The organism is Aeromonas sp. TW 6 (assembly GCF_013168745.1).
Lineage (GTDB): Bacteria > Pseudomonadota > Gammaproteobacteria > Enterobacterales > Aeromonadaceae > Aeromonas > Aeromonas caviae.
The window spans coordinates 20,784-41,193 of record NZ_JABERS010000023.1 but is presented as its reverse complement, the minus strand read 5'-3'; the positions used below and the strand labels follow the sequence as shown (position 1 = coordinate 41,193).

Genomic DNA, 20,410 nt, shown 5'->3' with positions numbered 1-20,410 from the left:
ATGGTTTTATTGCTAATTTTACCCGTTGACGGGTTCATACAAGGATCAAGAAGATGACAGAGAAGCGCAATATTGCACAGAATCTGGCCGAAGACGAAGTGCTGCAGTGGGTGACCTTCCAGTTGGAAAACGAGACCTATGGCATCAACGTGATGCAGGTTCAGGAAGTGTTGCGCTACACCGAGATCGCTCCGGTCCCGGGTGCACCTGACTACGTGCTGGGCATCATCAACCTGCGTGGCAACGTGGTGACCGTCATCGATACCCGCTCCCGTTTCGGCCTGCCGGCCGGGGACGTGAGCGAGAACTCCCGCATCGTCATCATCGAGGCGGAGAAGCAGGTGATCGGCATCATGGTGGACAGCGTGGCCGAGGTGGTCTATCTGCGCTCCTCCGAGATCGATGCCGCCCCGGCGGTAGGCACCGAGGAGAGCGCCAAGTTCATCCAGGGCGTCAGCAACCGTGACGGCCAACTGCTGATCCTGGTGGATCTCAACAAGCTGCTCTCCGACGAAGAGTGGGAAGACATTGGTTCCCTGTAACAGGGACGGGAACGTGCGGACGGGGGCGATGGCACCTGTCCGCCTCCCTGTGACGGTAAGGTGATGGTTTGATGATTGAATTTGCAGCCTTGGGGTTGTCCTTGCTCGCACTGGTGCTGGCCCTTTACGGGATCCTGGGGCACCGTCGTCGCCAGCGAGAGTCCGAGGCCAGGGTGGAAGCGCTGCAGGGGCAGCTCGAGAGTCTGCGCAAGCAGATGATGGAGTTGCACACGGGCGCCATCGGCATGGGCCAGCGTCTGCAAGCCGCAGAAGGGGCCATGCAGAAGATCCACGACAGCCAGCAGGAGCTGACGTTGCAGGATCCGGAGCGCCGCCTCTACAGCCGCGCCGCCAAGATGGTGGAGCTTGGTGCCGATCTGGACGAGGTGATGAGCGAGTGCGAGTTGCCCCAGGCGGAAGCGGAGCTGCTTATTTCCTTGCGAAAGGGACGCAGCTGACGGATGTGTCGCGGGGAGGCCGGTGCCTCCCCGCTTTCTGTTCGGCCCGTGGCCACTTCTTTCTCGATGCCGGGACGGTGATAATCCTTTGGCATCAATCTCTTTGGTGGAGGCGCGATCTTCCCCACAAATCCTGTTGATTATTGGCATCTTTGAAAAGACGCCTCCGGATCCTGTGTTAAGATGCAGGCCGCCTCATTTTCAACGATTACATCCCCATGCTGCTTCAAGCGAACAATCTGAGCTGCGTGCGTGAAGATCGCACCCTGTTTGAACATCTCTCCTTCGCGGTGCGTGCCGGGGATTTGATGCAGATTGAGGGTCCCAACGGGGTGGGCAAGACCAGCCTGTTGCGCCTGCTCACCGGCCTCTCCCAGCCCTTTGCTGGCGAGGTGTGCTGGAATGGGGAGAATATCCGCCATTGCCGGGATGAATACCACGCCAGCCTGCTTTACCTGGGCCATCAGCCCGGCGTCAAGGCGACCCTGACCCCCCTTGAGAATCTCTCCTTCTACCAGAAGCTTCATGGCCCTGCCGGGGACGGCGTGGATCTCTGGCGGGTGCTGGCCCAGGTCGGCCTCGCCGGTTTCGAAGACTATCCCGCGGGGCAGCTCTCCGCCGGGCAGCAGCGACGGGTGGCGCTGGCCAGGTTGTGGCTGAGCGAGCGACCGGCGCTCTGGATCCTGGACGAGCCCTTCACCGCCATCGACAAGCAGGGGGTCAGGGTGCTGGAGCAGTTGTTCCTCGCCCACGCGGACAGGGGGGGCATGGTGGTCCTTACGACCCACCAGGATCTGACCCTGATGCAGGGACGGCTCAAGACCCTCTCTCTGACCTCGCTGTTGCAGGAGTAGCCCATGCTGCGCGCCGTCATACACCTTATTCACCGCGAGTTGCTGATGGCCCTGCGCCAGCGCGCCGACATCTTCAACCCGCTCTGGTTCTTCCTCATCGTCATCACCCTGTTTCCATTGGGGATCGGGCCCGAGCCCCAGTTGCTGGCCCGCATCGCTCCCGGCATCATCTGGGTGGCGGCCCTGCTGGCGGCCATGCTCTCCCTGGAGCGGCTGTTTCGTGACGACTTCAGCGACGGCGCCCTGGAGCAGATGATGCTGATGCCCCATCCCCTGGGGTTGCTGGCCCTGGCCAAAGTGATCGCTCACTGGTTGCTGACCGGTCTGCCGCTGTTGCTGGTCTCCCCCTTGCTCGCCATCCTGCTCTCCCTGGAGCTGAAGACCTATCTGGCCGTGGTGGCCACCCTGGCGCTCGGTACGCCGGTGCTGAGCCTGCTCGGGGCGGTCGGAGTAGCGCTGACCGCAGGGCTGCGCAAGGGGGGCGTGCTGCTCAGCCTGTTGCTGCTGCCGCTCTATATTCCGGTGCTTATCTTCGCCACGTCCGCCATCGACGCGGCGAGCATGGGACTGCCCTATGCCGGCCAGCTCGCCATCCTGGGGGCCATGCTGGTGGGGGCATTGACCCTGACGCCCCTGGCTATCTCGGCGGCGCTGCGGGTGAGTGTCAACTGATTGATTTGGTGAAAAGATTTTCGTTTGAAGCCTTGTTAGGGGCGAGATAGTTGAGATAGATCAAGGGGATGGCTGCTTATTGCTTTCGGGGGATATGATGTTTTTCCCCCATGGGTATGGTAGCCCTCGCCACTTAAAAATTAATAACTGAAAGGTTTCGTGAGCTATGTGGAAATGGTTGCACCCTTATGCCAAACCCGAGCGCGCCTATGGGCTGGCCGGCACCCTGCTGCCCTGGTTTGCCGTGACAAGCCTGCTTGCCTTCATCATCGGCACCGTCTGGGGGCTGGCTTTTGCACCCGCCGATTACCAGCAGGGCGACTCTTTCAGGATCATCTATATCCATGTGCCTTCCGCCATCCTCTCCATGGGCGCCTACTCCACCATGGCGGTGGCCGCCTTCATTGGCCTGGTGTGGCAACTGCGCATGGCAGACATGACGGTGGCGGCCATCGCCCCGGTGGGGGCCGTCTTCACCTTCATTGCCCTCTTTACCGGCGCCGCCTGGGGAAAACCCATGTGGGGCACCTGGTGGGTGTGGGATGCCCGGCTCACCTCCGAGCTCATCCTGCTGTTCCTCTATCTGGGTGTCATCGCCCTCTACAACGCCTTCAGCGACAAGGTGGTGGCGGGCCGCGCCGCCGGCATCCTGGCGCTGGTCGGGGTGATCAACCTGCCCATCATCCACTACTCGGTGGAGTGGTGGAACACCCTGCACCAGGGGGCCACCATCACCAAGTTTGACAAACCCTCCATCTCCCCCGAGATGCTGTGGCCGCTGCTCATCATGATCCTGGCGTTCGCCGCGTTTCTCGGTGCCCTGACCCTGATGCGTTTTCGCAATGAGCTGCTGATGCGGGAGTGGCACCGCCCCTGGGTCGCCGACATCGCCAGGCAGGAGAAGTAAGCATGCACTTTGCCTCGTTCAGTGATTTCATGGCCATGGGAGGCTATGCCTTCTACGTCTGGCTCTCCTTCGGTCTGACCCTGCTCTGCCTGGTCGGCATCGTCATTTCCACCCGATTGAAGACCCGCAGCCTGCTCGGCGAACTGCGCAACAAGCAGGCTCGGGAGGCACGCCGCAAGGCGGCCCAGCAGATGGAGAACACCCTATGAACCCGCGCCGCAAGAAACGCCTCACCATCATCCTGGCCATCAGCCTGGGCCTTGTCAGCGTGACTGGCCTGGTGCTCTATGCCCTGAGCCAGAACATCGACCTCTTCTACACCCCGAGCGAGCTGGTGGAAGGGAAGGGGCCGGAGAAGATCAAGCCCGAGGAGGGGCAGCGCCTGCGCATCGGTGGCCTGGTGGTGCCGGGGTCTGTGGTGCGGGATCCCCAGAGCCTCAAGGTAGCCTTCAAGCTGGTGGACAACGGCGGCCATCTGGTGACGGTGGAGTTTGACGGCATCCTGCCGGATCTCTTCCGGGAAGGGCAGGGGATCGTCGCCCAGGGCACCCTCAAGGATGCCACCACGGTCGCCGCCTTCGAGGTGCTGGCCAAGCACGACGAGAACTACATGCCGCCGGAAGTGGCCGACGCCACCAACGGCATGCACTTCAAGCCCGAATACACAGAGGCACAGTTGCAGGGAGCCAAGCAATGATGCCGGTATGCGCCAAGAATTCACTTCTTTATACCGCCAAATCGGCAGGTTTCTCCGTGCAATCGAGAGGGAATAGTCAATGATCCCGGAATTAGGGCAGTTCTCACTGATCCTGGCCTTCGCCACCGCCCTGCTGCTGGGCAGTTACCCGCTGATCGGGGCCCATCTCGGTCGTCTTGGCATGATGTCGGCGGCCCGCCCGCTCGCCTACAGCCAGTTCCTGCTGCTGCTGCTGTCGTTTATCTGCCTCACCTGGGCCTTTATCGACAACGACTTCACCGTGCAGTACGTGGCCACCAACTCCAACAGCCTGCTGCCCCTGCAATACCGCATCTCGGCGGTGTGGGGAGCCCATGAAGGCTCGCTGCTGCTCTGGGTGCTGACCCTGGGGGGCTGGACGGCGGCGGTAGCCCTCTTCAGCCGTCGCCTGCCGCTCGATGCGGTGGCGCGGGTACTCGGGGTGCTCGGCCTTATCTCGGTGGGCTTCACCGCTTTTGTGCTGTTCACCTCGGATCCTTTCACCCGCACCCTGCCGTATTTCCCGGTGGACGGGCGGGATCTCAATCCGCTGCTGCAGGATCCCGGTCTCATCTTCCACCCCCCCATGCTCTACATGGGCTACGTGGGCTTCTCGGTGGCCTTCGCCTTCGCCATCGCCTCCCTGATGACGGGGCGTCTGGACGCCACCTGGGCGCGCTGGTCCCGTCCCTGGACCATGGCGGCCTGGGTCTTCCTGACGCTGGGCATCGTGCTCGGTTCCTGGTGGGCCTATTACGAACTCGGCTGGGGCGGCTGGTGGTTCTGGGACCCGGTGGAAAACGCCTCCTTCATGCCCTGGCTGGCTGGCACGGCCCTGCTCCACTCCCTCGCGGTGAGCGAGAAGCGCGCCACCTTCAAGGCCTGGACCGTGCTGCTGGCGCTCTCGGCCTTCTCCCTGAGCCTGCTCGGCACCTTCCTGGTGCGTTCCGGCGTGCTGGTGTCGGTCCATGCGTTTGCCTCGGACCCGACCCGGGGTCTGTTCATCCTGGGCTTCCTGCTGGCGGTGATAGGCAGCTCCCTGCTGCTGTTCGCCTTCAAGGGCTCCCAGGTGAAGAGCCACGGCAAGCATGAGCTGTGGAGCCGCGAGACCCTGCTCCTTGGCAACAACATCCTGCTGGTGGCGGGCCTGCTCACCGTGCTGCTCGGCACCCTGTTGCCCCTGGTGCACAAGGAGCTGGGGCTTGGCAGCATCTCCATCGGCACCCCCTTCTTCAACCACATCTACAGCTGGCTCATCATCCCCTTCGCCCTGCTGCTGGGGGTGGGCCCCCTGTTCCGCTGGCGCCGCCAGGATCTCGGTGAGCTCAAGGGCAAGGTGATGCTCGCCCTGGTGCTGAGCCTGGCCGCGGCTCTGCTGTTGCCCAAACTCTTTGCCGAGGCGTTCAAACCCTGGGCTGCGCTCGGTATCGGCCTTGGCGTCTGGATCATCGTCACCAGTGTGCAGGAGACCTGGGCGCGGGCCACCCACAAACACGGTTTTGCCACCGGCGTGCGCAAGCTTGGCAACAGCCACTGGGCCATGATCCTGGGGCACGTGGGGCTCGCGGTCAGCATCATCGGCATCGCCTGCACCCAGAACTACAGCATCGAGAAGGACCTGCGGATGCAGGCCGGCGATCGCGTCCAGTTCGCCGATTACGAGTTCGTCTTCACCGGCATCAAGGAGAAGAACGGCCCCAACTACGACGGTTTCAAGGGCGTGCTGGAAGTGCACCGGGATGGCAAGCAGGTAGCCCTGCTCAAACCCGAGAAGCGGATGTACACCGTGAGCCGCATGCCGATGACCGAGGCGGCCATCGATGCGGGGGTTACCCGGGATCTCTATGCGGCGCTCGGCGAGCAGCTCGACAACGGCGCCTGGGCGGTACGGATCTACTACAAGCCCTTCGTGCGCTGGATCTGGTTCGGCGGCGTCTTCATGGCCCTCGGCGGCGTGCTGGCCATGCTGGACAAGCGCTACCGCTTCGGACGTCGTGACGAGGAGGCCAAGGCATGAACAAGAAGACCTGGCTCTATCTGCTGCCCTTCATCATCTTCCTGATGGGGGCCGTGTTTCTGTTCAAGGGGCTCTACTCCGATCCCACCAAGCTCGAATCCGTGATGGTGGACAAGGAGGTGCCCGTGTTCACCCTGCAGGACATCTATGACCTGGGCAAGCAGCACGACAGGAGCATCCTCAAGGGGCGCCCCATGCTGCTCAACGTCTGGGCCACCTGGTGCCCGACCTGTTACGGGGAACACACCTACCTCAAGGAGCTGGCGGGGCAGGGGATCTACATCGTCGGCATGAACTACAAGGACGAGCGTGACAAGGCCATCAAGTGGCTGGCGGAGCTTGGCAATCCCTACCAGGTCAACCTCTACGATCCGGACGGCATGCTGGGGCTGGATCTCGGTGTCTATGGCGCGCCCGAGACCTTCTTCATCGACAGCCAGGGCATCATCCGCTATCGCCACGTGGGGGACATCAACCCAGACGTCTGGGCCAGTACCCTCAAACCCATCTTTGATGCCATGAAGTGAGGCCTCCCCGATGAAAACACTGATTGCATCCCTGTTGCTGCTGGCCGGTCTCGTCTGCGCCGGACAGGCCCGCGCCGCCATCGATGTCTACACCTTCGACAGCGACGCCCAGGAGCAGACCTTTCGCGAGCTGACTAAGGAGCTGCGCTGCCCCAAGTGCCAGAACCAGGATATCGCGGACTCCAACGCCGGGCTCGCCAAGGATCTGCGGGACAAGACCTACCAGATGGTGCGCGAGGGCAAGGAGAAGCAGGAAGTGGTGGACTACATGGTGGCCCGCTACGGCAACTTCATTCTCTATGATCCCCCCCTGATGGCCTCGACCCTGATCCTCTGGCTTGGCCCCTTGCTGGTCATCGTGATTGGCGTCGTCACCGTGGTGGTGCGAAGCCGCCGCCATGCCCCTGCTCCCTTGCAACAGCCTGAAGGCACCCTGAGTGCAGAAGAGCAGGCCAGGCTGTCCGCCCTGCTCAAAGAGGAAGAGAAACCATGACCCCATTCTGGATACTGGGTGCGGCCCTGCTGGTGCTGGCGAGCCTGGCTCTGATCGTGCCGCTGTGGCGCGGCGAGGGCCGGCAGAGCATCAGTCGCTCGGCCCTCAACAAGCAGCTCTATCGCCAGCGCCTGCTGGAGATAGGGGAAGAGCGGGAGCAGGGGATACTGGCGGAGGAGCCGGAATCCCTGGTGGAGCTGCAGCGCAGCCTCCTGGACGACATTCCCGACGTGGAGCAGACCGCCCGTGGCGGCAAGAGCCTGATCTGGATCCCCGGTGTGCTGGTGCTGGCGGTGGTGAGCATCGGCCTCTACGCCAAGCTCGGCGCCTGGCAGGAGGTGAGCCGCTGGCAAGATGCCAGCAGCCGGTTGGGGGAGCTCAGCAACCGCATCCTGGTGGAGCGCGATACCCGGGTGACCGAGCAGGATCTGCTGGACTTCACCCTGGCCCTGCGAACCCGGCTGAAAGAAGAACCGAACGACTATCGCGGCTGGCTGCTGCTGGGGCGCCTGACCCTGGATGGCAATGATCCCGAGATGGCCCGCGAGGCGCTGGAGCGTGCCTACGCCCTCGCGCCCCAGAAGGCCATGGTGGCGGTGCCCTATGCCCAGGCCCTGATGATGACGGGGGAGGAAGCCCGTGCGGATCAGCTGTTGCAGGCGGTCATTGCCGAGGACCCGGCCAACATCGAGGCTCGCTCCGTCCACGCCTTCATGGCCCTGCAAAAAGAGGATTTCCAGACCGCCCTCGACCGCTGGCAGGGGATGTTGCCGCTGCTGGAGCCGGGCTCGGCCCGCTACACCATGGTGGAGCGCTCCATGGAGTACGCCAGGCAGCAGCTTGGCCAGCGTGGCATCGCCGTGACCACCCCGTCTGCCGAAGGCCAGGCACAAGCCGAAGTGCTGGCGGTGAAAGAGGGGGAGTTCCCCCTGCACATCACCCTGGCGCCGGGCATCAAGATGCCGGAAGATGCCCATCTGTTCGTCTTTGCGGTGATCCCCAACGGTCCGCCCATGCCCATCGCGGTCAAGCGCATTGCAGGCCCGCATCTCCCGCTCACCCTCTCCCTGGGGGACGGGGATGCCATGATGGAGGGGAGCAAGCTGGCGGCCCATGCCGAGCTGCAGTTCAAGGCGCGCCTCTCCCAAGGTGGCAACGTCATGAACAAGGAAGGCGCCTTTGAAGGGGTTTCGGTCACCGTGCCGACCAGCACTATCCCCACAGCGCCGATTGACATCCGCATCGATCACGCCCTCTAATACGCTTTTGGCCCACCCCTTGGGGTGGGCCCCCTGTATAATTCATATCAATACCCAAAAAAATCTTAGGACTTTCATATGTATCTGCGTTCAGGAGCATTGGCGGTGGCATTGCTGCTCGCGGGCTGTGCGGGCGGCCCTCCCAAGCCGGGCCCGGAGAGCCTGGATCTCGGCGAGACCCCGAGCCGCCCCGGGGCATCCAGCACGGCCAGCGATCCTCGCGACCCCTTCCAGGGGCCCAACCGTGCCATGTGGGCCGTCAACTATGACGTGCTGGAGCCCTATGTGGCGCGCCCCGTGGTACACGGCTATGCCCGCTATGTCCCGCAAGGAGTGAGGGACAGCATCGAGAATTTCGTGGACAACTTCGACGAGCCGAGCAGCATGGTAAACCACCTGCTGGTGGGTGATCTGAAAGGGGCCGGTACCAACCTGGGCCGCTTCACCCTCAACACCACTGTGGGCCTGCTCGGTCTGTTCGACGTGGCCAAGCATGCGGGCCTGGCTCGCAACACGCTGGAGATGGACACCGTGCTCGGCAAGGCCGACATCGGGGATGGCGCCTATCTGATGGTGCCGGTCTACGGTCCCACCACCACCCGGCAACTGGTAGGGGATACCATCGATACCATCTACTTCCCCTATGCCCTGCTGACCTTCCCGCTGAAGGTGGTGCACTGGGCGCTGGATGGCCTCGGTACCCGCTCCAAGTTGATCGATCAGGAGCGCATCATCGACAACGCGCTGGATCCTTACGCCCTGACCAAGGACTTCTACTTGCAGTACAACGATGGCAAGGTGACGGGCCGCAAACCCGAGCTCCAGGAGCAGAAGCCAGAGGCGGCGGATGATGGCAACCTCGACGATTACATGGACGAGATAGACCAGTAAGCATGGTCATCTTCCACAAGGCGCCTGCGGGCGCCTTTGTTGTCGATGGCAGGTGTTCGACCATAAAAAACGCCCCGCAAGTGCGGGGCGTTTTGGCAAGAAAGGCTTATCAGGCAGCCAGGTTCTTGGCCACGAATTCCCAGTTGACCAGGGCCCAGAAGGTTTCCATGTACTTCGGACGCAGGTTGCGGAAATCGATGTAGTAGGCGTGTTCCCACAGGTCGACGGTCAGCAGCGGGGTGGTACCGGCTTCGGTCAGCGGGCAACCGGCGTTGGAGGTGTTGACGATGGCCAGGGAGCCGTCAGCCTTTTTCACCAGCCAGGTCCAGCTGGAGCCGAAGTTGCCGATGGCAGACTTGGTGAACGCATCCTTGAACTCGGCGAAGGAGCCGAAGGCCTTGGTGATGGCATCGGCCAGGGCGCCAGTGGGCTCGCCACCGCCGTTCGGGGAGAGGCAGTGCCAGTAGAAGGTGTGGTTCCAGATCTGGGCAGCGTTGTTGAAGACGCCACCAGTGGAGGTCTTGATGATCTCTTCCAGAGACTTGCCTTCAAACTCGGTACCCGGCACCAGGTTGTTCAGGTTGACCACGTAGGTGTTGTGGTGCTTGCCGTGGTGATATTCCAGGGTTTCCTGGGAGATGTGCGGTTCCAGAGCATTGATTGCATAGGGCAGAGCGGGAAGTTCGAAAGCCATTTTCTACTCTCCATTGGCTGGTCCGTGCGAAGGCGACGGTTGCAAGACATTGCGTACTCTTTTCTATCTTGAAAAGAATTGTTCTTGAAATGAGGGGGCCAGACGGCCCAAAGCCCGTCGATTGTAGCAGTATCAAAGATGGGCGAACAACCCTTGATTCTTGCCATGATCCGGATCAAGCTGCGGCGTATTGATGCATGACTTCTTTCATTCGCAACGGTTTGCCAGTTTGTGGTCTGCCCGGATTGCAGTAGAATGGCCGCCGAAATCGCTCCAGTGAGGCATTTATGGAAACTATTGAAAAGATCAAACAGCAGTTGGCTGAGAATCCCATCATCCTCTACATGAAGGGATCCCCCAAGCTGCCCAGCTGCGGTTTCTCTGCCCAGGCCTCCCAGGCCCTGATGTCCTGCGGCGAGCCTTTCGCCTATGTCGACATCCTGCAGAACCCGGACATCCGCGCCGAGCTGCCGAAATTCGCCAACTGGCCCACCTTCCCGCAACTGTGGGTCGAGGGCGAGCTGGTCGGTGGTTGCGACATCATGATCGAGATGTTCCAGGCCGGCGAGCTGCAGACCCTGATCAAGGAAACTGCCGCCAAGCACAAGCAGGATGACGCTGCCGCCGAATAAGGCCGCATCCATACCATGCAAAAAGGGGAGCCACTGGCTCCCCTTTTCTTTGTGCCCACGACAGACATCAGGCGATGCGCTCGAGGCGCGCCATGTAGAAGCCGTCGAAGCCGGTCTCGGCCGGGCTGACGTTGTGATCGCCGAGCAGGCGGAAGTGCTCGTTGGCGGCGAGGAACTTGTCCACCTGCTGGCGGTTCTCCTCGGGCAGGATGGAGCAGGTGGCGTAGACCAGCAAGCCGCCCACCTTCACCATCTGGCTGTAGCGCTGCAGGATCTCCTCTTGCAGGGCGACCAGCACCGGCAGGCGCTCGGCGGTGTCGCGCCACTTGGCATCCGGGTTGCGCTTGAGCACGCCAAGGCCGGAGCAGGGGACGTCCAGCAGCACGCGATCGGCGCTTTCTTTCAGGCGCTTGACGGTCTTGCTGCTGGTGATGACCCGGGTCTCCACGTTGTGGGCACCGGCGCGGCGGGCGCGCTGCTTGAGGTTCTCCAGTTTCCACTCTTCCACGTCCATGGCCAGCAGACGGCCCTTGCCCTGCATCATGGCGGCCAGGTGCAGGGTCTTGCCGCCGGCACCGGCACAGGCGTCGATGACCCGCATGCCGGGCTTGACGTCGAGGGCCGCGGCCACCAGCTGGGAGCCGGCATCCTGCTGCTCGAAGCAGCCGTCGGCAAAGGCCTGGGTACGGAACAGGGCGGCGTCCGAGGTCACTTGCAGGGCGGTCTCCACTCCGTCGACGGGCACTGTGGTGACATGCTCTTTGGCCAGCATGGCTTGCAGCTCGTCCCGGGTGCACTTGAGGGTGTTGACCCGCAGGTAACGCTTGGGCATCCAGGCCAGGGCGGCACGCTCGGCCGGCCAGGCGTCGCCCAGTTGCTCGCTGCCGAGTTTTTCCAGCCAGGCAGGGCAGCCGTCCATCAGCACCGGGTTCTTCTTGGCTTCGGTCAGGCGGCGGCGGAACGCCTCCTCGTTGAAGCGATCCAGGGTCGGGTGGTTAGGCTGATCTATCTTGTGGAAGGCGTGCCAGCTGTGCAGCAGCGGCCAGACATTCTTCTCCGCCTGACGGACCTGGATGCCGGTGAGGAAGCAGTAGAGGCTGAGGCGGCGCAGCAGATCGCCGGTGACCAGGGCAATCCTTGCCTGTTCTTGCGGTTTGAGTTCGATGCCGGAGAAGTGACGTGCATAGGCGCGGTCGAGGGTAAGACCCTGACCCAGCACATCGTCAACGATGGCAACGACCAGATCCCCGAAACGGGGCAACAGTGGGGACTTGAGCATGAGATTAACCTTGGCCAAAGAAAGAGTGAACCGGCCCCGTCGAAGAGGGGTTCTGGAACGGACAAATCCGCGCCATGATAGGGGCTAGTCTGCATTGGTGCAACCTTCCCCATTCGGGGAATGTACAGAGGATGTTGCTGGACTAATCGGACCAGCGGGCAAATGATGCCGTGGCAGTTCAGGTGAATCCGTTTAAAAAGGAATTAAAAAGATGCAGTTGATGAAATATTCTCCGCTGGCGGTGCTGGTGGCGGGTCTGATGACGTCCGGCAACCTGATGGCCGGCGAGTGGCATACGGTCACGGCGCGGGCCACCGCCGCCGATGGGTACGAGGTGAGGGCCAGCCAGTATCGCATCGTCACCGTCTCTACCGATTACCTGGCTGCCCTGAAGGGGGGCGAGCGCCGCCTGACCTTGCCTCTGCCGGATGGCAAGGAGGTGACCTTCAGCCTGCAACCCTATGATCTGCTGCCGGCGGATCTGGCCGCCAAATATCCCGATATCCTGGCCTTCAAGGGGCACAACGAAGCGGCGCCGGGCGAGACCGGGCGCTTCGATCTCGGTCCCCAGGGATTCCACGCCATGTTCAGCCATGAAGGAAAGATGGTGTTCGTCGATCCCCTTCGCAATGGGGAAGGCTATGCCGTCTATTACCAGCAGGATGCCCACAGCCGGCTGGAAGAAGAGGCGGACAAGGTGATCGGGGGCGAGGCCAAAAAGCTGGCCCGTCAGGTGCTGGTGGATGGCAACGAGCGCAAGCGCTATGTCATCGCCATCTCGGCGGCGGGGGAGTATACCCAGTATCACGGCGGTACCGTGGAGGCGGGTCTTGGCGCCATCACCACCCTGCTCAACCGGGTCAACGAGGTCTACCAGCGTGACGTGGCGGCCGAATTCCAGCTGGCCAGCGGCAACGACACCATCATCTTCACCGACGTGGCGAACGATCCCTTCAACAATGATGATGGCGATGTGGATGCCAACATGCAGGTGCAGGCCGATGCCCTGACCAAGGGTCTGGGGGCCTTCGACATCGGCCATGTGGTCAACACCGGTGGCGGCGGCCTGGCGGGACTGGGCGTACTCTGCACCCCTGACAAATCGGCGGGGATGACGGGCTCCTCCGAGCCGGTGGGGGATGCCTTCTTCATCGACTACGTGGCCCACGAGATTGGTCACCAGTTCGGGGCAGACCACACCTTCAACGGCACCACAGGCAGTTGTGGCGGCGGCAACCGGGAACCAAGCCAGGCCTGGGAGCCGGGCAGCGGCAGCTCCATCATGGCCTATGCGGGGATCTGCGGAGACGAAGATCTGCAGCCCCACAGCGAGCCCTATTTCCACAGCAAGTCCATCGAGCAGATGCGGGCCCACATGGCCACTGTGCCAAATTGCGGCACCCCGTTGGCGCTGGTCAACAATGCGCCCCAGGTGGCGGCAGGCAATGACTACGTCATCCCTGCGAACACCCCCTTCGTGCTCCAGGGGGCGGGGGCCGATCTTGACAGCGATCCGCTGAATTACACCTGGGAGCAGATCGATCTGGGGACGGAGTCGAGCAGCCCGGCCACCATGGTGGACGACGGCAGCCGCCCGCTGTTCCGTTTCGTGGCGCCGACCAGCGTGCCGGAGCGCACCCTGCCGAGTCTCACCTCCCTGCTCACCAACACCCTGGCAATAGGGGAGGCCTGGCCTGCCACCAACCGGGACCTGAACTTCCGCCTCACGGCGCGGGACGGCAAGGGCGGTGTCGCCAGCGATGACATGAAGATCCAGGTGGTCAACACCGGCAAGGCCTTTGCCCTGACCAGCCCGGTGGTGACCCCCCTGGGGGCGGGCAAGACGCAGACCATCAGTTGGGAAGTGGCCGGCACCAATGCCGTCCCCATCAACTGCAGCAAGGTGGATCTTTTCATGACCCGGGACGAGGGGGCAAACTGGACTTCCCTTGCCAGCGGCAAACCCAACTCGGGCTCGGCGAGCGTCACCATTCCGGCGGGCCAGGATGGCACTGCCCGTTTGAAGGTGGCGTGCAGCGACAACATCTTCTTCGCCATCAGTCCCCTCAAGCTCTCGGTCACCCAGCGCGGTGAAGAGGGGGGAAGCGGTGGCGGCGGTGCCCTCGGCTTCTGGACCCTGGCCCTGGCGTTGCTGGGCTGGCAGCGGAGGCGGGCATGAGACTGGCCGGGGTGCTGCTGCTCACCCTGCTCGGCGGTTGTCAGGCCGATGCAGACACCCTGGAGCAGGCGGTCAGCGCCAGCCTTGCCAGGCAGGATTACCGGCTGATCGTGCGGGCCGGGCGCGGCGAGGTGGCGCCCGGGATCGCGGCGGATCAGCAGGCTGCGGCCAAGGCGCGCTGCGGTGTGCGCTACCTCGACGGCTTCGGCGATGTCATCAAGCCGGATCAGAAGGAGGCCCACGCCAGGCTGAGCGCCTATGCGGCGGACTACAACCGGCGCATGCTGGCCCATTGCCCGCCAGTTGACGGCAAGCAGTAGGCTGACGGTCATCGGCATAAAGAGGGAGGCATGAGCCTCCCTCTCTTTTTGCTCCGCCATTTGGCCGCCCCGAGGCTTGTACCCATGGCGCGCTCGTCGCACAATGCCTGCACCCATCGCCGCACGGGCGGCAGAGAAAGAGAGAAGGAAAATCAAGATGATGGATGTGGCTGATCTGCGTCGCGAATACACCAGGGGTGGACTGCACCGGGCCGATCTGCCGGCCGAGCCCCTCGCCCTGTTCGAGAAGTGGCTGGCCCAGGCGTGCGAGGCCAAACTGACCGATCCCACCGCCATGGTGGTGGGCACCGTGGATGCCGATGGCCAGCCCTGGCAGCGCACCGTGCTGCTCAAGCACTACGATGCCGAAGGCATGGTGTTCTACACCAACATGGGCAGCCGCAAGGCGCATCAGCTGGAGGGCAACCCCCGTATCAGCCTGCTCTTCCCCTGGCATACCCTGGACAGACAGGTACACGTGACCGGCCGGGTGGAGAAGATGAGCACCTTCGAGGTGATGAAGTATTTCCACAGCCGTCCCAAGGACAGCCAGATCGCCGCCTGGGTCTCCAAACAGTCGACCCGCATCTCGGCCCGTGGCGTGCTGGAGGCCAAGTTCCTCGAACTCAAACAGAAGTTTGCCAATGGCGAGGTGCCGCTGCCGAGCTTCTGGGGTGGTTTCCGGGTGCGCATCGACACCGTCGAGTTCTGGCAGGGCGGGGAGCATCGTCTGCACGATCGTTTCTATTACACCCGCGAGGGGGACGGCTGGCACATCGAGCGCCTGGCGCCCTGATGAACATCGCCCGGCTCAAGAACTTCACCGAGATAGTGAAGAACAACTTCAACATCTCGGCGACGGCGGAGAAGCTCTATACCTCCCAGCCGACCCTCAGCAAGCAGATGAAGATGCTGGAAGAGGAGCTAGGGCTGGCGCTGTTTACCCGCAAGGGCAAGAACCTGTCGGGCCTGACCCCCATGGGGGAGCAGGTGATGGAGCTGGCCAGGGGAGTGGTGGCCCAGGTGGAGCAAATTGGCCAGCTTTCCCTCGGGGATCAGCTGGCCACCAGCGGGGTGCTGCGCATCGCCACCACCCACACCATGGCCCGCTACAAGCTGCCGGCGGTCATCACCGAATTCTCCCGCCGCTACCCCGAGGTGAGCATCCAGCTGCATCAGGGAGCCCCTGCCCAACTGGCGCAGATGGCGCAAAACGGGGATGTGGAGATGGCCATCGCCACCGAGTCCATGCACCTGTTCGACGAGCTGGCGACCGTGCCCTGCTATCGCTGGGGGCGCAGCGTGGTGGTGCCCCACGGCCATCCGCTGCTGGACTGCCAGCCGCTGGCCATGGCGGATCTGGCCCGGTATCCCCTCATCACCTATGTGTTCGGTTTCACCGGCCGATCCAAGATGGACAAGGCGTTCGGACGCCATGGCCTCAGCCCCCGCATAGTGCTGACGGCCACCGACAGCGACATCATCAAGCACTATGTGCGCCTGGGGATGGGAGTCGGGGTGATCGCCACCTCGGCGTTCGACGAAGGGGACAGGGAGAGCCTGGTCTGCCTCAACATCGATCATCTGATCGCCTCGAGCGTGGCCCATGTGTGCCTGCGCAGGCACGCCCACCTGCGGGACTACATGTACGACTTCATCCACCTCTATGCCCCCCATGTGAGCCGGGAGACGGTGCAGCTGGCGCTGCTCAACCAAGGAACGCCCGCCCCGTCTGCGACCCTGCCCTGGCTCTGAAGGCCGTCAGGGGGGCCAATGGCCTCTCTTTTTTGTGATAAGTGGTGTCCTGCGCTGCCTTTTCCCGGTGATCCCTCTCTCCCGGCTATCGTGGTCACCATATTGACGGCGCTCCGGGTGCCGAGCCGCAGTTCGCCATCATCCAGCATGGCCTCGGGGTGCGGCAGTCCCCTTGCTGCTTAGGGGGTCGGGTCGTCAGATTGACGAAGGTCTGGGCACCGATCAGCAGGCAGTCATCATCCGGGTAGTAGGGGATTGACGTGGTGCTGGTAGTGGCAGATCCCCCTGGCCCGTCAGTCGACCCTGGTCGCCAGATTGACGAAGATCTGGGCTCCCACCAGTAGGCAGTCGTCGTCCAGGTAATAGGGGTTCGCGTGCAGGTAGTTGCAGATCCCCTTGGCCTGATTGCCGCTGCCGAGGAAGAACATGGCCCCCATGCGGCTTGGCGTGGCGTTGATCATGTAGCTGAAGTCCTCGCTGCCGGTCATGGGCTGGCCCTTTGCGTTGATCCCGTCGCTGGACAACACCTCCGAGGCGGCTTGTTGCAGGCGCTCGCAGGCCTGGGGGTGGTTCTCCACTGCCGGGTAGCCGGCATGGACCATGGTGGTCTTGAAGCCGCGCAGCTCGCTCTGGGCGATGATGTCCCTGAAGCTGTTTTTCAGGATCTGGTCGGTTTCGGCGTCCATGGCGCGGATGGTGCCACGGGCCTGCACATGATCGGCGATGGCGTTGGGAATGGTGCCGCCGTTGATCATGCCGCAACCAAAGACCGCCGGGCTGAACGGGCTGGTGCGCTTGGCGACGATGTAGTCCATATCCTCGATGATCCGCACCGCCTCCCGGATGGCATCCAGCCCCTTGTGGGGGGTGGAGCCGTGGGCGGAGATGCCGTGCACATCGAGCGTCCAGGCAGACCCCCAGGAGGACATGACCCCCTGGTTGAACTTGATGGTGCCCGTCTCCATGGCGCCGTCGTTGTGCAGGGCATAGACCTCGTCCACCCCCTTCATGCAACCAAGCTCCACCATCTTTTCGGCACCGGGGACGCGCATGTCCTCTTCCGCCATCTGGAAGATGAAGCGGACGTTGTATCGCAGGCGATCGCGGTTGGCGGCCAGAAACCTGGCGGCGGTCAGAGCGATCGCCATGTGGGAGTCGTGGCCGCAGTTGTGGGCCATCCCCTCATGGGTGGATTTGAACGCCACCTCGCTCATGTCGTGCATCTCCAGGCCATCCATGTCGGCACGAAAGGCAATGGTGGGCAGGGTGGGGTCGACCGCCAGATCCCCGTGAAAACCGGTGAAGCCGGGATACAGGGTGATCCTGTAGCCGAACTCTTCCATCAACCCACGGCAGTAGGCAGAGGTCTTGAACTCGGCCCCGGAGTATTCCGGGATGCGGTGCAGGTGGTGGCGCACTTCGTAGCTGAAGTCGCGCAGGGCCAACAGGTCAGGTTCGATATGGTAGTGGTTCATCAGATGATCCCTTGAATGGAGAAACCGAGCTGGGCAACCAGGGAGGCGCCAAAGAAGCAGCAGGTGGAGACGATCATGAAGATGAGGATCACTTTCCACGACATCTTCTTGAGCTCCTCCAGCTGACCGCCCACCGAGAGGCCGGCGAAGGCCAGGAGCGGCACGCAGCAGGAGAGGAAGGAGATCTTGGCCACGGCATCGATGAAGAGGCCGCGCACCGGCGTCTCCGGCAGGCAGATGAGAATGCCGATGATGGTGGCATAGGCAAAGGCCGGCAGGGAGGAGGGCAGATAGCGCTTGGTCACCAGGGAGGCGAACACCACCAGGGACATGGCGACGAAGCTGTCCCCCATCTGCCACAGCGGCAGGCCCGAGGTCAGGGTCTGGGTGAACATGGCCAGCAGGATCGCCAGGAAGACGAAGCGCATATCCATCACGATGCTTTTCATGCTTTCTCTCCTTTGGCGGTCAGGGCATAGATTTTTTCAGCGAGCGGCAGACCCAGATAGGTGAGGGAGAGCGCCCCCAGGGCCGACGAGAGCAGATTCGAGGCGGCGGCGATGCTGAGCACCTGCTGGGCCATCGCCTCGTCCAGGCCGTTGATGAGGGCACCGGAGGCGGCGCTCAGCATGGAGCCGGATCCCACGCCGGAACCGGCGGCCAGGGCCAGGGGATGCAGCCCCGTGAGGGGGGCGATGCTGCCAAGCACGCTGAACCAGAGGGTGCCGATGACGGAGCCGCACAGGTAGATGGCGAGCACGCCGATGTACTCCTGGGAGCCGGTGCCGAACTTGCCCTGGATCACCGCGACCGAGGGTTCACGGCTGATGGAGGAGCAGGCCCCGATGGCGCGGCGGCCAAAGCCGAACTTCACCGCCAGCGGAATGGCGATGAGGATGGGCAGGAGGTTGCCTATTTCCTGCAGGAAGAGCGGTACGCCGACGCTCAGGATCATCTTGAGGTTGGGGATGATCATCCCCGCATACTGGGTCCCGAGGATCAGCAGGCTGAAACCCACCATCTTGCCGCAGAAGCCCTCTTCTCGCTCGGTGAAGAGTCTCTTCCAGCCGGGAATGCGATCCTTGACGGGCTTGGCGGAGACGATCATGCCGATGATGACGGCAAAGAGCATGGGCAGGATGGGGATGATGGCGATGCCGAGTCTGATCTCCTGCTTCCCGATGAGGGATTGGGCCACGAAGATCAGCAGGGCGGTCGCCAGGGTACTGACTACTACCGTTTTGAGTGGGCTGGTTGGCTGCATAGTGTGTTCTCTTGTTATCCGTTGTCCTTCATGGGCGTCTTTGGTCACGCCATGATGGGGGCATGATAGGAAGCGAGGAGGGGAAGGAATGTGACCGCCATCAAGTCAGCCATATGGCATTTTTTCATGGGGTATGCCGTTTAACCATGGTAAATATATGGTTTAACAACTCATTGGCAGCTGCTTATGCTGCCTCAGACAGGAGTGTGGTGCCGCCCGGGCACCCGGTGCCTGATCCGGGGGGCGGATGTGGGGGAAGGAATGGATCTGTATATCGAGGGTGCGCTCTGGCGCCCCTCCTGGCAAGCGGCGTTGCAGGCCTGGCAGCACCAGGGAAACCGCTGGTGGCTGCTGCTTGGCAAAGGGGAGGCGAGGGAGATGGCACCCTGGTCGGTCAGCCCGCCAGATGGCATTCTCCGTGCCCGCGACCTGCTTGCCGCCTGGCTGGGGGAGGCCGCCTCCCCGCTGATGGTGACACAGCCGGACCGGCAGATCCTGATCGCTGCCTCCGGCTCCCTGCTGACCCTGGCCAGAGAGAGCGGCCTGCTCACCCTGGGGCCCGCGGGGGCGGATCATCGCCTCGGTGCCGATGACGACCTTGGGGTTGCCCTGCAACGCCTGCTTGCCCGCCGCCTGATGACCCCGGTGCTGCGCGAGCCTGGCGGGCAGGACGCGCTGGTGCTGCGCCCCCTGCTGCCCGGCGATGAGAGCGCCATCCTGCGTTATTGTTCGGATGCGGCGCTCGCCCGCTATACCCTCAACATCCCCCACCCCTATTCGCCGGAGGCGGCGCGGGACTGGCTTGCCCTGAGCGGGCGCAAGGCTGCTCTCGGGCTGGGATGCACCTGGGCCCTGACTCTGCCCCAGGGGCGTGGAGACGAGCCCGCTCCCCTGGTCGGCACCCTCTCCCTGCACTGGCACGGGGAGCTGGCATGGTGGGTCGGCGTGCCCTGGCAGAACAGGGGGCTGGCCACCCGGGCCGCGAGCCTGGTCAGGGCGTTTGCCTTCGAACAGTGGCGCCTGCCTGCCCTCACCGCCCGCCACATGCCGGGCAACCTCGCCTCAGGCCGGGTGATGGAAAAGACTGGCATGCACCATGACGGGCGTCGGCCAGATCCGGCCGATGGCGCCCTCGAGCTCGATCACTGGCGGCTGGATCGCCCGGCGCGCCTGACGGATGCACGCAAAGAGGCGCTGGCCCCCTGGCTGGATGACGAGGAGGTGGTTGTGGCCATACTGCACGATGAGGGGGTGGCGCTCTTCATGGCGGGGGAGGCGACAGAGGGCGAGCAGACACTCAGCGGGCTGACGGTGCGGCGCTATCCCCTGGCCATGCTGGCGCCAGAGGCGCCCGGGGTGCAGGCCCATGGTGGTGGCGCCCTCCTCAAGGAGTGCGGGGATCTGGGCCTCGCCTATCTGCGGCGATTGAGACAGCCTGACGACGGACGCTGATGGCTTGCGCAAGGGCGGTCATCGC

Annotated in this window: 23 protein-coding genes; 18 read left to right on the top strand and 5 right to left on the bottom strand. The window is 63.2% G+C overall.

Annotated elements, in window-relative coordinates:
* Positions 1–53 precede the first annotated feature (53 nt).
* The 12 genes from HKD46_RS12780 to HKD46_RS12725 all read left to right on the top strand — a co-directional run bounded on the left by HKD46_RS12780 (position 54) and on the right by HKD46_RS12725 (position 9,335).
* The gene (locus tag HKD46_RS12780) at positions 54–542 is read left to right on the top strand and encodes a chemotaxis protein CheW (RefSeq protein ID WP_010673942.1); all 489 of its coding nucleotides are present in this window, start codon (positions 54–56) and stop codon (positions 540–542) included.
* A 71-nt stretch (positions 543–613) separates the two neighbouring features.
* The gene (locus tag HKD46_RS12775) at positions 614–1,000 is read left to right on the top strand and encodes a DUF2802 domain-containing protein (protein WP_010673943.1); all 387 of its coding nucleotides are present in this window, start codon (positions 614–616) and stop codon (positions 998–1,000) included.
* Between the two features lie 218 nt (positions 1,001–1,218).
* Entirely contained in the window at positions 1,219–1,854 is a 636-nt protein-coding gene (ccmA, locus tag HKD46_RS12770; protein WP_039039903.1) for a cytochrome c biogenesis heme-transporting ATPase CcmA, read from the top strand.
* Between the two features lie 3 nt (positions 1,855–1,857).
* The gene (gene ccmB / locus HKD46_RS12765) at positions 1,858–2,526 is read left to right on the top strand and encodes a heme exporter protein CcmB (protein ID WP_010673945.1); all 669 of its coding nucleotides are present in this window, start codon (positions 1,858–1,860) and stop codon (positions 2,524–2,526) included.
* Between the two features lie 166 nt (positions 2,527–2,692).
* A complete protein-coding gene (locus HKD46_RS12760; RefSeq protein WP_010673946.1) occupies positions 2,693–3,433 on the top strand; it encodes a heme ABC transporter permease in 741 nt (246 codons plus the stop codon).
* A 2-nt stretch (positions 3,434–3,435) separates the two neighbouring features.
* A complete protein-coding gene (gene ccmD / locus HKD46_RS12755; protein ID WP_039039901.1) occupies positions 3,436–3,642 on the top strand; it encodes a heme exporter protein CcmD in 207 nt (68 codons plus the stop codon).
* Complete coding sequence (ccmE, locus tag HKD46_RS12750) at positions 3,639–4,130, top strand: cytochrome c maturation protein CcmE (RefSeq protein ID WP_052815847.1); 492 nt, start codon at positions 3,639–3,641, stop codon at positions 4,128–4,130. Before ccmD ends, ccmE begins: the two co-directional genes overlap by 4 nt.
* A 79-nt stretch (positions 4,131–4,209) precedes the next feature.
* A complete protein-coding gene (locus HKD46_RS12745) occupies positions 4,210–6,165 on the top strand; it encodes a heme lyase CcmF/NrfE family subunit (protein ID WP_109112098.1) in 1,956 nt (651 codons plus the stop codon).
* Positions 6,162–6,692 carry a DsbE family thiol:disulfide interchange protein gene (locus HKD46_RS12740; protein ID WP_103243522.1) on the top strand — a complete coding sequence of 177 codons (531 nt, stop codon included), beginning with the start codon at positions 6,162–6,164 and terminating at the stop codon, positions 6,690–6,692. The genes HKD46_RS12745 and HKD46_RS12740 overlap by 4 nt, the downstream gene beginning before the upstream one ends.
* A 10-nt stretch (positions 6,693–6,702) precedes the next feature.
* Complete coding sequence (locus HKD46_RS12735; protein ID WP_171865494.1) at positions 6,703–7,185, top strand: cytochrome c-type biogenesis protein; 483 nt, start codon at positions 6,703–6,705, stop codon at positions 7,183–7,185.
* Complete coding sequence (ccmI, locus tag HKD46_RS12730; RefSeq protein ID WP_161469822.1) at positions 7,182–8,444, top strand: c-type cytochrome biogenesis protein CcmI; 1,263 nt, start codon at positions 7,182–7,184, stop codon at positions 8,442–8,444. The genes HKD46_RS12735 and ccmI overlap by 4 nt, the downstream gene beginning before the upstream one ends.
* Positions 8,445–8,522: 78 nt before the next feature.
* Entirely contained in the window at positions 8,523–9,335 is an 813-nt protein-coding gene (locus HKD46_RS12725; RefSeq protein ID WP_029314176.1) for a VacJ family lipoprotein, read from the top strand.
* 109 nt (positions 9,336–9,444) lie between these two features.
* Here HKD46_RS12725 and sodB read toward each other — a convergent pair whose 3' ends face one another.
* Positions 9,445–10,029: a superoxide dismutase [Fe] gene (gene sodB, locus HKD46_RS12720; RefSeq protein ID WP_010673954.1), complete on the bottom strand. Its 585-nt coding sequence runs from the start codon at positions 10,027–10,029 to the stop codon at positions 9,445–9,447.
* 287 nt (positions 10,030–10,316) lie between these two features.
* On the opposite strand from sodB, the gene HKD46_RS12715 reads away from it, so the two are divergent.
* Positions 10,317–10,661: a Grx4 family monothiol glutaredoxin gene (locus HKD46_RS12715; protein WP_010673955.1), complete on the top strand. Its 345-nt coding sequence runs from the start codon at positions 10,317–10,319 to the stop codon at positions 10,659–10,661.
* A gap of 67 nt (positions 10,662–10,728) precedes the next feature.
* Here the strand turns inward: HKD46_RS12715 and HKD46_RS12710 are convergent, their stop codons facing one another.
* Positions 10,729–11,940, bottom strand: a complete 1,212-nt coding sequence (locus HKD46_RS12710; RefSeq protein ID WP_171865493.1) for an RsmB/NOP family class I SAM-dependent RNA methyltransferase — start codon at positions 11,938–11,940, stop codon at positions 10,729–10,731.
* Positions 11,941–12,151: 211 nt separating this feature from the next.
* On the opposite strand from HKD46_RS12710, the gene HKD46_RS12705 reads away from it, so the two are divergent.
* The 4 genes from HKD46_RS12705 to HKD46_RS12690 all read left to right on the top strand — a co-directional run bounded on the left by HKD46_RS12705 (position 12,152) and on the right by HKD46_RS12690 (position 16,194).
* Entirely contained in the window at positions 12,152–14,119 is a 1,968-nt protein-coding gene (locus HKD46_RS12705; RefSeq protein WP_171865492.1) for a reprolysin-like metallopeptidase, read from the top strand.
* Positions 14,116–14,439 carry a hypothetical protein gene (locus HKD46_RS12700; RefSeq protein WP_010673958.1) on the top strand — a complete coding sequence of 108 codons (324 nt, stop codon included), beginning with the start codon at positions 14,116–14,118 and terminating at the stop codon, positions 14,437–14,439. Before HKD46_RS12705 ends, HKD46_RS12700 begins: the two co-directional genes overlap by 4 nt.
* Before the next feature lie 157 nt (positions 14,440–14,596).
* Positions 14,597–15,235 (top strand): pyridoxamine 5'-phosphate oxidase, encoded by a 639-nt coding sequence (gene pdxH, locus HKD46_RS12695; RefSeq protein ID WP_010673959.1) that lies wholly within the window; start codon positions 14,597–14,599, stop codon positions 15,233–15,235.
* Complete coding sequence (locus tag HKD46_RS12690) at positions 15,235–16,194, top strand: LysR substrate-binding domain-containing protein (RefSeq protein WP_103243515.1); 960 nt, start codon at positions 15,235–15,237, stop codon at positions 16,192–16,194. The genes pdxH and HKD46_RS12690 overlap by 1 nt, the downstream gene beginning before the upstream one ends.
* 293 nt (positions 16,195–16,487) lie before the next feature.
* On the opposite strand, the gene HKD46_RS12685 is transcribed toward HKD46_RS12690, so the two are convergent.
* From HKD46_RS12685 to HKD46_RS12675, 3 genes are read right to left on the bottom strand one after another with little or no spacing between them, the layout of a single operon-like run.
* Positions 16,488–17,669, bottom strand: a complete 1,182-nt coding sequence (locus HKD46_RS12685; RefSeq protein ID WP_043154509.1) for a M20 family metallopeptidase — start codon at positions 17,667–17,669, stop codon at positions 16,488–16,490.
* Positions 17,669–18,118, bottom strand: coding sequence for a hypothetical protein (locus HKD46_RS12680; protein ID WP_042016367.1), 450 nt, complete (start codon positions 18,116–18,118; stop codon positions 17,669–17,671). The genes HKD46_RS12685 and HKD46_RS12680 overlap by 1 nt, the downstream gene beginning before the upstream one ends.
* Positions 18,115–18,933: a DUF3100 domain-containing protein gene (locus HKD46_RS12675; protein WP_010673963.1), complete on the bottom strand. Its 819-nt coding sequence runs from the start codon at positions 18,931–18,933 to the stop codon at positions 18,115–18,117. The genes HKD46_RS12680 and HKD46_RS12675 overlap by 4 nt, the downstream gene beginning before the upstream one ends.
* A 261-nt stretch (positions 18,934–19,194) precedes the next feature.
* Here HKD46_RS12675 and HKD46_RS12670 point away from each other — a divergent pair, with 261 nt between their 5' ends.
* A complete protein-coding gene (locus HKD46_RS12670; protein WP_161469818.1) occupies positions 19,195–20,385 on the top strand; it encodes a GNAT family N-acetyltransferase in 1,191 nt (396 codons plus the stop codon).
* Positions 20,386–20,410: the final 25 nt, after the last annotated feature.